This is a genomic window from Brevibacillus sp. AG162 (assembly GCF_006715575.1).
Classification (GTDB): domain Bacteria; phylum Bacillota; class Bacilli; order Brevibacillales; family Brevibacillaceae; genus Brevibacillus; species Brevibacillus brevis.
The window spans coordinates 89645-102236 of the sequence record NZ_VFNO01000014.1 but is presented as its reverse complement, the minus strand read 5'-3'; the positions used below and the strand labels follow the sequence as shown (position 1 = coordinate 102236).

The 12592-nt window shown below is 45.5% G+C and carries 12 protein-coding genes; all 12 read right to left on the bottom strand.

Features of this window, described 5'->3' with window-relative positions; all coding sequences use genetic code 11:
* Nucleotides 1–132 precede the first annotated feature (132 nt).
* The 12 genes from FB479_RS28285 to FB479_RS28230 all read right to left on the bottom strand — a co-directional run bounded on the left by FB479_RS28285 (nt 133) and on the right by FB479_RS28230 (nt 12528).
* Complete coding sequence (locus FB479_RS28285; protein WP_106657044.1) at nt 133–504, bottom strand: S1 RNA-binding domain-containing protein; 372 nt, start codon at nt 502–504, stop codon at nt 133–135.
* Between the two features lie 41 nt (nt 505–545).
* Nucleotides 546–854 (bottom strand): FtsB family cell division protein, encoded by a 309-nt coding sequence (locus FB479_RS28280; RefSeq protein ID WP_142067472.1) that lies wholly within the window; start codon nt 852–854, stop codon nt 546–548.
* A gap of 18 nt (nt 855–872) precedes the next feature.
* A complete protein-coding gene (gene yabQ / locus FB479_RS28275; protein ID WP_106657043.1) occupies nt 873–1445 on the bottom strand; it encodes a spore cortex biosynthesis protein YabQ in 573 nt (190 codons plus the stop codon).
* Nucleotides 1442–1726: a sporulation protein YabP gene (gene yabP, locus FB479_RS28270; RefSeq protein WP_007726414.1), complete on the bottom strand. Its 285-nt coding sequence runs from the start codon at nt 1724–1726 to the stop codon at nt 1442–1444. The genes yabQ and yabP overlap by 4 nt, the downstream gene beginning before the upstream one ends.
* 183 nt (nt 1727–1909) lie before the next feature.
* A complete protein-coding gene (locus FB479_RS28265; RefSeq protein ID WP_142067471.1) occupies nt 1910–3943 on the bottom strand; it encodes a copper amine oxidase N-terminal domain-containing protein in 2034 nt (677 codons plus the stop codon).
* 336 nt (nt 3944–4279) lie between these two features.
* Nucleotides 4280–4627, bottom strand: coding sequence for a sigma-70 family RNA polymerase sigma factor (locus FB479_RS28260; RefSeq protein ID WP_142067470.1), 348 nt, complete (start codon nt 4625–4627; stop codon nt 4280–4282).
* A 205-nt stretch (nt 4628–4832) separates the two neighbouring features.
* On the bottom strand, nt 4833–5411 hold the full coding sequence (locus FB479_RS28255; RefSeq protein WP_106657040.1) for a DUF3238 domain-containing protein: 579 nt from the start codon (nt 5409–5411) through the stop codon (nt 4833–4835).
* Nucleotides 5412–5910: 499 nt separating this feature from the next.
* Complete coding sequence (locus FB479_RS28250) at nt 5911–6354, bottom strand: hypothetical protein (RefSeq protein ID WP_106657039.1); 444 nt, start codon at nt 6352–6354, stop codon at nt 5911–5913.
* A 498-nt stretch (nt 6355–6852) separates the two neighbouring features.
* Nucleotides 6853–8988 carry a GDYXXLXY domain-containing protein gene (locus tag FB479_RS28245; RefSeq protein ID WP_142067469.1) on the bottom strand — a complete coding sequence of 712 codons (2136 nt, stop codon included), beginning with the start codon at nt 8986–8988 and terminating at the stop codon, nt 6853–6855.
* A 110-nt stretch (nt 8989–9098) separates the two neighbouring features.
* Nucleotides 9099–9392 carry an RNA-binding S4 domain-containing protein gene (locus FB479_RS28240; RefSeq protein ID WP_012683879.1) on the bottom strand — a complete coding sequence of 98 codons (294 nt, stop codon included), beginning with the start codon at nt 9390–9392 and terminating at the stop codon, nt 9099–9101.
* Nucleotides 9379–10854, bottom strand: a complete 1476-nt coding sequence (yabN, locus tag FB479_RS28235; RefSeq protein WP_185746436.1) for a bifunctional methyltransferase/pyrophosphohydrolase YabN — start codon at nt 10852–10854, stop codon at nt 9379–9381. The genes FB479_RS28240 and yabN overlap by 14 nt, the downstream gene beginning before the upstream one ends.
* 9 nt (nt 10855–10863) lie before the next feature.
* A complete protein-coding gene (locus FB479_RS28230; RefSeq protein ID WP_142067467.1) occupies nt 10864–12528 on the bottom strand; it encodes a putative polysaccharide biosynthesis protein in 1665 nt (554 codons plus the stop codon).
* Nucleotides 12529–12592 lie beyond the last annotated feature (64 nt).

Below are 12592 nucleotides of genomic sequence, written 5' to 3'. Positions count from 1 at the left end.
CGGCTGACAGGTGATTCGCGCTTTGCGAAACGGGCTTAGGATACTGTATTCGTCAAGACTTTGAAATGACCTTCCTTTTTTTACAGTCAAAATGCGCTTTTCACAAAGAAAGAAAAATCATAATTTTCCGAATCAAAAAGACCGACTGCCGCCCTTTTTTTCCACGCTTTTCTTCAAGGAGGACTGCCTGTCTTCACTTTCTTTCAAAAAGCGGCTCAGCTTTTCTTCAAAGCCTTCGCTTCGCTCCCGCTGATAGCGGGGTGGCCGTTCCTTTTCCATTGTTTTTTTGATAGAAAGCCCGATCTTGCCTTCACGAAGGCTGAGGACTTTTACCTTTACCATGTCACCTATTTTTAAAAATTGATGGATATCCCGGACGTAAACGTCAGCAATTTCACTAATATGCACCAGTCCTGTCACATCGCCCGGCAGCTGAACAAACGCTCCGAATTTGGTGATACCCGTGACTTTCCCTTCCAGTATGCTCCCGACCTTGATCTCCATGACGCGGAATGCCTCCCTCTCGTTGAAGATCAGCTGTATACTCAATCCGGAATGATATAGATGCTTTCGCCTTGCTTGGTAAACAAAATTCGCTTACGTACCAGCTCTGCCAAGTACTCCTGATCGTTTAGCCGGCTTGCTTCATAGGTCAGATCCTCTTGCTTTTGCTGCAAGACCGCTGATTCTTGCTTCAAGGATTCCAGCTCTGTCTCCTTCTTGGACAACTCGCCACTTTGCAAAAACAAGGTATAGCTAGTCCAGACGAAAAAGCACAGGATCACAAAGAAAAAGAGACGCATTCTCCTTCTTTGCCCTTTTCGATTAATGGAAGAGGTTCTTGCTTCCTTCATCAGTACGCCACCTCGAATCTACTCCCGTTTTCTCTTTGAGTGAAACCAATTCTTCCAATTGGTCCAAATTCCTGTTGTTTTTCCGTACATTTTTTTCCCCAAATGCTGACCCCATCTGGCAAAAGGAGAGGTGACAAAACGCGTCACTTTCCACAAAAAGCCGAGGATCGCGAGCAACACGGAATACAAAAATGCCAGCACCATGATGATCACTCGGATAAGAAAAAGCACAGGACGTACAAGCAGGGTGTCTATAATTTTTACAACCGTACGGTAAAACCACTGACAGAATTTTATCACGCGGTGCAAGAAAAGGATATACTTCTTACTACCTATTAAGAAGTACAGCCACGCGCCAAATATCATTCCAAAAAATATCGGAAACCGAATAATCCCGTCGTTCACTTTCACCAAAATCAAGAAGACAGCGCCCATACTGCCCACCCAAAAAAGGATATCAAAGAAAAAGACCAACCAGAGTGGCAGTCTGGCCTTTCCCTTAAATACATGGTACGTATCGAATCCCATCCCCATCAGTGCACCACACGTCGACATGGCCAATACCGTCTGCAACTGGATGACGATGTTCACTTGAATAACTTGCCGAAGAATCCTCTCGACCGATCGCCGGCCTGCCCTTGCTCCAGATAGGCCATCTCGTGAACGAGCCCCTCGATCGCTACTTCTCCGGTTTCCAGACTCAGATTTTTCATATGCAGGTTTTGGCCTCGTATGGTTAAAAAGCCGCCGTCCGTCTCCAAGAGGAATTCTTCGCTGTCAAAGCTTTCGACGTTTTTTACTCCCGATATCGCTAAGCTGCGACGATTAATCATCACGACTTCATGGCGTGGCCGTCTCGTGTGATCGTTCATGATTACTCCCTCCTCACGTACCCTTCTTGTACTATCGTATGGGGAGGGATGTCCTGTTAGAACAAAAACGGCCAAAGCGGTTTTTGTTGACCGCAAGCGGTCGCATTACCTCTAATGAAAAACATCGAGATGTTTTTCACAAAAGAAAACCCCGTATAAATACGGGGTTTTGCCAGACTGTCCTTATTTGTAAACGGTGTAGTTCCCGTTCACATAGATGATTTTGTAACCCGTACGCTCCGTGATGGTTTTAAGAGGCAGGGTAGGAACGTTGTTTTTCAGTTGTACCGCTGCTGGCAGCGTTACATTTTTTCCATTGATGGTTGCTACGTTTGAACCGACCTTGAATTGCATAACTGTATTGCCGCTCACAACTTTTGCAGTCGTTTTGGTGTAGCTGATCGAAAACCCGAGGGCATCACGGAAAAACGTAGTTGGCATCAGCGTGTTGCCATTTACGGTATACGGTGCCACTGCAAGTTTAGTGGTTTTACCAGCCTTCGTAAAGGAAGCAACGTTCTGCTTGAAGCTCACGCCATTCAGAGCCACAATGGTCGCCGGACGAGAGAAGAGCAAGCCTCTTTCCTCGGAATTGTAGACGCCAATGCTGTACACACCTGGAGAAGCCGGATTCACAATGCCAGCTGTCTCGGCGATATTGACCTGAGCTGCTGTTTTTGCAGGAATATCCTGGGCAGGAATAATAATCAGATTTTGTCCGCGCACACCAACAAAGCTAGCAGCCACACCGTTCACCGTTACTGTGTTCGCTGGCAAGTAGGCTGGAACACGGAAGCCAACTGGGAATACGACTTCAATGAAGCCCTGATTGCGAACAATCGGAGCACCCATGGCTTTGATGCCGATTGAAATACCAGCAGGAGTAGAGGCAGTCGCTCTCGTCAGCCCAACCGTTGCCAATGTATTATCCACCGCGACTGGTGGAGTCATTCCTGTGATTTGGAATTCCTTCGACTTATAGGTCTTGTTGTCGATCTTAGCCGCCACGGTATATGTTCCCGCTGTTTTCGGAGCGGTCAAGTAGCCTTCGAAGGCAAACTTGATGCTCGCGCGATTTGTGCTATTGAATCCGTATGGCGTGCGGAAATAAATCTTATTTCCCAACACGCTTACATTCGTCACTTGAGCACCATTGACGGTGACGCTATTGCTGGTAAGAATCGGCGGAACAGTTACCCCACTTGGGAATTCCACTTCGATTTCTGCGTTCGACCCCAGCTTGGAGGAAAGATCCACTTCAAACGTATAGCTCGTGCGTGCTCCAGCTGAACTGTCCGACAAAGAAACGGTGAATGGCGTATTGCTTATGCCTGTAATCTCTACATCTTTTGACTTGTATTTCTTGCTGTCATATTCAATTTCATACGAATAATACTTGTCTGGTTTGGATGGGTTTACTATTCCCGCTGAAGAAGTGAATTCTAGTTTTATGTAGCTATCGCCATCTGCACCACTCGGAATTTCAATCCGAATTGAGTCGTCATCGAGATTGGAGACATGATCTGCTTTGTACCCGTTTACCTTCACCTCAGACTTGCTGATGCTCTTTGGCAGCATGTCCCTTGAAGGGAAATTGACATAAATGTATTTCCCCTCTTTCAGCTTGCTTTTTGAGGAGAGATTAAATTTTCCGAGCGTTAAAGAGATTCCGTCCTCGGCATTTTTACTGCTCTGAGACGCCTCGAAGTCGCCCTTGCTGCTGCTACTGCTACTGCTCGAAGATTTGCCGATGCTGATTTTTTTACCCTTGTAGCTGTTTTCCTCACTCGTTTTTACTTCGATCTCATAGCTGCCCTTGTCTTCCGGGTTGGTGATGTTATCAATTGTCAATGTGAGAACAGTGCCTTTTCTGATCCTTTCATCGACTTCGATCTCAACTACATTTTTGCTGACGGATACACTGTCGATCGAGATTTCATCATCATCGTCATCTTCAAGCGTGATGTCTGATGTTCTCAGCTTTTTATCTACCGAATAATCTGAAGGGAATCTAACGTAGATACTATCCCCTGCTGTTAATTCCTTATTGATTTCAAACTCAATCGTATATTCTGTTTCCTCATCCACATCTGAATCGTCTGCAGAAACATCCTCGATAGAGAGAGCATAAGCCGCTTTTGGCTCGAGCATCAGTGGACTTGCCAGTACCGCAGTGGCCAGCAGCACTGAGATCCCTTTGTTTACGCTTTTGTTCAACGGTAACGCCTCCTTCTCTACAATTCCCTACTATGATAGGAAATGTTCGGCAGGAAAGGGTTACAGACTGGTAACGAATGATTTTACTTACAGTTTGAAAGAGGGACCTCATTTCTATCTCCACTGTTCAGTGCCGTATAGATTTATTTATTGAAGGAAATAGAAAATTAGATTCGGGATTGTATATAAGAGATAATGGACTAATTCCTAATGTTTGACCTTTTTTAGCTATGAGAAAATCCCCTCCAAGTAGAGTGTACCACCCACTGTTAGATGGGCGGGCTTTTTACACTGTCTACTCAGAAGGGGATAATATCATACTGGAGGGCCAACAACTTAACTGATTGTCGGGTTAGATTCTAATTTTTTTCGAAGTAACCCTAAATATTTCCTTTTGTATTTGTTTACTCCTTGTTGTGATATACCTAAATGCTGTGCGACTATTTCTTCCAAAACTCCATTAATCACTACTTGCTTAATAATGAATCTTGCTTTAGATGGAAGGGAATCCAACATTTCTTCAACATGCAACTTAGAATCTACAGAAGATATTAGATTCTGCCCACAGATATTTTCTATGATTGGAAGTTCTCGAGTGGAAAGTTTTTTTACTTGATATTGCAAGCGCCATGCAATCCTACGTAAAACCTCTCTACACTTTTTTATCAATATCTCATCACTCATACTCATCACCCGCCTACTTACTAGGTAAATATAGAAGGTAAAACGCAACCATTTTTATAAAAGAGCCAGCAAAAGTTAGGCTATAAATAGTGTTTTATTTGGAAGCAAGCAAAAAGAATTAATTCCAATTATGACCTACAAGGAGATAAAGAATGGCTATCCCTAGACCATTTTCATATCTTTTGGGACAGCCATTTTATCAGAATTAGTTATCTACATAAATTTTATGATCCATTGGAGGAGCTAAATCTTGCAAATATTCACCAGTCTCTCGGGGATCGTGCAGAAACAACCGTTGCCATTGACCATTATCTACCTGTTTATACATTTCGTATGCAGGAAATCCATCATGTTCGCCACTTACCTCTACTCCACCATTACTCCACACTTTAACATCTAACACATAATCGATTCCTGGTGCCGCAGGTTCTAAAGGATTGCCGCACGCACACACCAGCCTAAACTTTACATAACTGGCGCCCCAGAATTCCCATTTATACTCCAAGCAACTATTAGAAATTTGACCTTGGTCTGTGCTATTTTGTCCGTTTGAGCATTCGACTTTTTGGTGGGTAACCCCAGTATTTTTGTAGGGTGTAACCGTGCGGCGGTCAAAGTCAACCCATATCTCTTGTGCTGTCCGATATGTTCCCGTTGGAGATGCCTCTCGGTTATCCCCCTTATAGAACACTGAACAAGAATCATCACCAACCGGATATGCATATGCCAGTACCCAATCATGCGGAATAAAAGTTGCAAATCTAAATTTCACTAATCTAGCCATTCAATTCCTCTCCCTATTATAGTTTTGGGAAAAAGACTGAGGAGATCAGACACGAAATGTATCCCCCTTACACTTCGAATCCTTCTCGTCTTTCTCTTCAACAATAAAGGAAAAATTAGATACGTTTTTACAACCATATTTCCAAATTTATTTTTCAAAAATACATAATTTTTTTGAAGAACTCTCCAGAATTAGTTGTTTTTCAATTCTTTTTATTTCCTATAAAGATAGAACCAACTCCTCTGCAATAAAGGAGATGGTTCTTATAACAAAACATTGGACAAATAAAAGAAAGGAGAAGCTAAAATGTGTAATTGTATAAAAAGTGAAAATATTACATTGCCGAGGAAGAGATATGAAGAACTTTTTGAAAAAGAAAAACAATACGATGCTATTATTTCAATGCTTTCGTGCATTCTACAAAAAGTAGAACTACAAAAAAAAGAGCAGCCCTATCGATAAGATAGGGCTGGGTTTTTATCTACTTGTTGTCAACAAATCATCTTATTTTATATGACTCTTTAATATTCTTCCATATTGTAAATGTTAATACAATTATTGGACAAGTGATTGGGAGGAGGATAAGTGAATAGACTGGTGCAGCATAAACAAATCCGAGAATATTCACATTTTCATAACCACTTTGATAAGATTCTACTATTACTGCACCTAAAGACCCAGCAAGAAGAACGATTATAAAAGCAGTTATAGCTGCCAATAACCATAGCCTTTTTCCACTTACATTACTTAATTTCTTTGCTAACAGAGCATAAATAACAGTAAAAGGAATAAAACTAGTGAGAAACATCCAAAGGAATACGTTTAACAGGTTTCCTCCCGAAAGTAAAATGGGAGCAGTCCCGATGCTTGAAATCAAGCTTAAGATAACCGACAAACATAGTCCGTAGATCCCACCATAAAGTACTATTCTTTCCTTTTCCAAAAGCTAATACCCCTTTCCATATTTCCATAATATAGAAAGCTCTTTTCCATACTACCATATAGGCGTACCTTGTACACTAACTATTTCGAAAACCAATCTAGGAGGAACTTTTCGGGACATCATTTTTCACCATCCTTTTCCTTATTCTTACTTAACAGCTCGTAACCAGTGCAGGAGTGTGGACGTCCGTAAGCTTACGTGACGCGCTTACAAGGTGGTGTCATTTTGGATGGAAAAGTTATTTTATCATCAAGTGAAATGGAAAGACACTGCCTCCATCAAATGCTTGATTGCTTGACGAAAAGCGAAGTCATGTTGAATACCGTTGTATAAGATGATTTGCGAAGCTCTTACATGGCCCGGCCTCACCTTTTCTCTGGGGTAATAGGCGTCATCCTCACCCACTCAGTCGTTTTGCAAATGTATTCCAACGAATGATTACTCCCTCATGCAAAAGAAGCTGCCCGATGACACAGGCAGCTTCTTCTATTGGAATGTCTACTGGTTCGACAGGCTCTCCAGGATGGCATCGCCTCTCTCGCCAATTTTCACGATGGCATACTTGGCATTCCGCTCCACCTCAAGTCCGGTTCCTTCTGGGACAAAATAGCTTTCTATGCCGTATTCCACCCGATTGGAACCGATTGTGTTTCCATTAATCACCACATCCGATGGCTGAGGCTCGTAGGTACGATTCCATTGACCATCGATCTCATAAAAGCCACTGTAGCTGTGCAAGCCATTTGCTTGTTGGCGCAGTACGACTCGAATCTTATCCCCTGAGTCAACCTGTTCTTGGTCGAGTGTAGATATGGTGTAGCCAAGTCTGACGTAATCACCTTGCAGCAACGAACGCGGATCGATTGGGACCAGCTCCAGCTTCACCGTTTTTCCATTGGCCAGGATCGCCTCACTGCTCCATACTTGATAGCCAATCAAAGCAAATTGCAGCAAAATGACAGGAAGCAATACAAGCGTTTTTCTTACAAAAAGGGAAGGCTCGCTATTCGGCCACTCGATTTTCGCCCTTCGATCCCACCACAGAGTAGCGATGAAAAACACCAGGCTGAGCAGAAGCAGACTCAGTGACTTGTGCAGCAAGCTCCATAGCATGTCGTAGTACTTCATGAGGAGAAAGGCAAACCAAAAACCGAGCACGATGCCGAATCTCACCTTATTTTGCTGATGCAATGTCCGGTACAACAAATACGTGCTGACTGCGAAATAAGCCAGATTCACTACCACATTTATGGAGACTGATTGAAACCCTTCCTCTGTCAGGATCAAAAGCGAGAGTAAGGCGTACACCAACGAGCTGTTTTGCAAAACGACTGGCAACTGCTTTACGTAATGCATCGCCATCTGCGTAGCAAATATGATCAAGAGCACAAATTCAAAGGAAGGCAGGTACTCATCCAGCTTCGTAGCCAGAACAGCTAAAAAGATCAGCTGTGTCAAAAGCCGCGCCGGAATGGCAGAGACAGCTTTCCACACGTATAACAGGACCAACAGGAAAACGATCCAATAAGCTCCTTCTAAAAAGAGAACCGAACCGACACCCAATATGTACCCCATTGTAAGCAGCGTATATCGTACCGTTGCATTCATCCTGCTCATAAACACCACAGGGCCAATAAAGCCAATTAATGAAAGGAAAAACAGAAAATCAATAACTGTTTCTTCTTCCATGATCAGAAAAAGCAGACCTGTTAACGAAATGGCTCCAATGGATGCGGCAATGGTTGTGACGAGAACCGTGAATGCCTCTTGGAAAAACACAACCCATTTGCTTTTTTGATGCGCAGATTCCTTGCGCAGCCAATTAATCCCTGCAACTGCCCCCCAGACAATGAGTACGGTCAGCAGCAACATCAAAACAAAGAAGCTCTCTGAGAAATACTTCACCATGTAGGATATGAACTGAACGAGCACAAACAGCGAGAGCAGTGAGGCCGTCACAATCAGAAACCCGCGGCTCGGCACCCATTTTAAAAACGTGACAAACAGGATCCCGCCCGTCAGGACGTATAAAAGCTCAGGGAGCGGACCATACACTTCGGTGAAGGATGAGCCGAAAAGACTGACGGAAAACGTCAGAAACGACAAGTAGTAAATCGGCTTGGAATGCAATTTCCCCGTAGAGGTTAGCCAGAACAAGACGATATTTCCCAAGGCAATCAACCAATACATCATGAACCACCAGACGTCCTCACGGATGACGTGGATAACAGACGGATCGAGGAAGAAATAAATCGCCAAATGAGCAAGGACATAGCTGATGACATAGAATGGTTGATACCGGGTCAAAATCGCGAATAGCAAATTCGGAATGAGCCATACGACGAACAGCATATAGCTGTCGGCATGACTATTGTATATTTGCCCCAACAAAGCCACACTGATGCCAAAAGCCAAGCCTCCAGCCACCAGAAGCCAATTGCTCAAAAAGGTATGTCGTTTGATGAAACGCAGTCCATAGGATAATAAATAAAAAAGAACGAGGATTGCCACACTGACGCCGATCTTTTGCTCCCTGACCATGAGCGGCCAGTTTGAGGCAAAAAAGTACAAGATAGATGATAACAGAAGCGAAATGGACAAGAAGTAACCCGTTCGAACTCCGTTTTGTTGCATGCAACTCACATCCCTTCGGAAATGCCTTCAGGTACTCTCATTATATCCTTCGGATGGAAAAAAAGCCTAAAAAAGGACTGCCATCTCGGCAGTCTCTTTTCGCATGCACATTACCCTTTGAGGTAGGCGTCTTCTTCTTTTTCATCACGCGGAACAGGAACTTCGCCAATGACGGTATACAGCGAAGCCGCTTCTTCCTTGCGCGGGTTTTCCTTGATGTCCTCTACTTTTACCGATACGATTTTTTGTCCGAAACGGATCGCCAGCTTGTCGCCGATTTTCACGTTACTGGACGCCTTTGCAGGGCGATCGTTGATTTCCACACGCTGTTTGTCGCACACTTCTTTTGCAAGCGTGCGCCGCTTGATCAGTCGAGACACTTTCAAATATTTATCGAGTCTCATGTTTGGCTTCCTCCCACCATTTGTCCATCTCTTGCAGGTCCGTCTGCTCGAAGGTACGACCCGCCTCTTTTAGCTTGCCTTCAATATAGGAAAAGCGCTTCTTGAACTTGTTGTTGGTCAGTGCGAGGGCTTCCTCCGGATCAAGCTTCAGGAAGCGCGCAAGATTGACCACTGCAAATAGCAAATCACCCAATTCGCCAGCGCGTTCCTCCTCTGATGCTTCATGCAGCTCGCGGTATTCCTCTTCTACCTTTTTGTACACGTCTGCAATATCGTCCCAGTCAAAGCCAACTTGGGCAGCTTTCTTCTGCAGCTTATACGCATACATCAGGGCTGGCAAGTCGCGCGGAATTCCCGCCAACTGTGATTGAACCGTTACATCGATACCTTTTGCCGCTTTCTCCTGTGCTTTGATTTCCTGCCAATTCGCCAAGGCTTCCTCGGAATCATTCGCGCTCTTTTCCCCAAATACGTGCGGGTGGCGACGAACTAGCTTTTCATTCAATGTCGCGACAACATCATCTACCGAAAAATATCCGTCTTCGGCTGCCATCTGCGAATGCAGCATGATTTGCATCAACAAATCACCCAGCTCCTCACACATCGCATCTGGATCATCGTCGTCGATCGTCTCCAAAACTTCGTACGTCTCTTCAATCAAGTTCTTGCGGATGCTTTGATGTGTTTGCTCGCGATCCCACGGGCATCCATCCGGACTGCGCAGGATCGCAACGATCTCCTTCAAGTAGGAGAATTGGCGGTACGATACCTTCTCGTCCTTCGTCGGCGGTACATACACCAGGGACAAATTCCCGAAATGATCGAGTCTGTCCAGTTCATACAACGGCACTGTCTCAATGATTTCTTGCCCCGCTACCCCTACGGCAGTCGCTACCGTCACCTCGTAATCGTCCGGCAGCACTTCCATCAAGGTCAGCTTCACATCAGAGGCTACAAAGGCATCGTACACTTGCGCGATAATCGTATGAAGCCCCGGTGATATTTGATGAGCAGCGAGCGCGGTCCCATCCAGCAAAGAGAATCCCTCGATCGGGTCAATATGTAGGCGGGCAAACAACGGATCAATAAAGCTCTGTCCGCCGCCAATTTCGATTTCTACGCCACGGTTTGGTCCCTCTGCCAACAACAGCTGCACGGTACGTTCCGCCACCAAAGGATGACCTGGCACGGCATAGACAAGACTGCCTGCTTCGTTTACGCGTGAAAAAAGCCGCTCCACAATATCGGTGTACACATCGGAAAACGTATCGTGCTGCTCATATACATCATCAAAGGACTCAATCGCGATGCCTTCTGCGATGATCAATTCGGCTACGACCGGATGCTCTTTCGTGCGCAGATACAGTTGTTTGGCTGCTTTAAGCGTACGATAGATGCCATAAGGGAGCTGGTCCAAATCTCCGGCACCAAGACCGACTACGGTAATGGTCTTATTCTTCATTTCCACTCGTCACGCCTCCTTTTCGTTCATTCTCGCTTTCTCCGCTGGAAGGAGCTTATATTTCGTTAACAGTGAAGCAATCTGCTTTCCTTTTGGCAAAAATTGAATATCGTTTCTCGTGAGTCCACCCGTTTTCAAAAGCGCCAGCAAATAGACCAATGCTCCTGAACTGACAGCAATCAAGCCTACCAGCGTATGGAACAAGCGATTCGAAAGTCCGGCACTGCCGAGCACTGTATTCGCGAGCCACTCCACAATCAGAACGACAATCGACATCACTACGACGGAAATGAATGGCTTTTTCACCGTTTGGCGCATTCCGATGTGTGCTCCCGTGTATTTGATTACCGCTAGAACGTTCAGTCCCATGGCGACCAAATAAGCTAAAACCGTGGACACTGCTGCACCAGATATACCCCAGAACGGGACGAGCGCCAGATTGAGGATGAGCTTTACCAATACACCAATAAACAGGTTGCGGGCAGGTCGCATTACACGTCCCAAGCCTTGCAAAATCCCCGCGCTGGCAATACTCACCGTGGCGAAAATAATCGTGAAGGACTGTACAGCGAGGGCCTCGGTACCATTGCTGTCTCCGTAGAGCATAACGTTGATCGGCTCCGCCAACAGAGCAAGTCCAAAGGAAGCAGGCAATCCTAAGAGGAAGGTCAGTCGAATCGCGACTTCGGAACGATGAGAGATCAATTGATGCTGACGCTGGGCAACCGCTTCACTGATCGCAGGCACTAATGCCAGCGACAGGGACGTGGCGAAAAATGTACCAAACTGAATGAGTGGCTGACCACGGTCAAATGCACCCTTCAAAAGCTTGGCCAAGTCCTCAGCAGTCCCGCTCCATTGCAGCATATTGACAACGGTCATCGAGTCTACAAGCGGAACTAGCGGCAGAACCAGTGCGCCCATACAAATCGGAACGGCATAGGTCAAAAGATGACGTAATATTTGACGATTGGTCCACGAATGCGCTGAGGATTGCTGAACCTGACCGATGGACAGCTGACCCATCTTCTTGTCCCCTCTCCAATACCAAAGCAAGACGAGAATAGCAGCAATGGCACCTGGAAAAGCAGCAAAAACGGCACCTGTACCAGCCAGGTACGGGTCCTGGTACACGTTCATCGCCCAGAATGCAGCGATCAGGATGAAAATCACGCGAATAAGCTGCTCAGCAACCTGGGAAACGCCTGTCGGCATCATATTTTGATGCCCCTGAAAATAGCCGCGCAAGATCGCAACCATCGGCACCAACGGCAGTGACCAAGCTACCGCTCGGAGTGGGGTAATCAAATGCTCATCACCCATCATACGGGCAATCATAGGTGCCCCTCCATATAACAGTAAGAAGAAAAAGATCCCGAGAACGACCAGCGATATACTGGCTACTCGAAACGCCCTGCGCGCCCCGATCGCATCCCCGACAGCAACGCGCTCTGAGACGATCTTGGAGATGGCGATGGGAAAACCCGCCGTCGCCAGAATCAACAACGTGGTGTACAGCGGGTATACTTGCATATATACGTACAAGCCGATATCTCCGGCAATGTTTTGGTATGGGATGCGGTATACAGCGCCTAACAGCTTGGAGACAAGACCGGCAATTCCAAGTATCGCCGCGCCTTTCACAAATTGAACGGAAGCCTTTGTTTGAGCCATGTGCGTGAAATTTCTCCTCTCCAACCTAAAACTTCGTTCATTATACCACAAGGCCATAGGCACA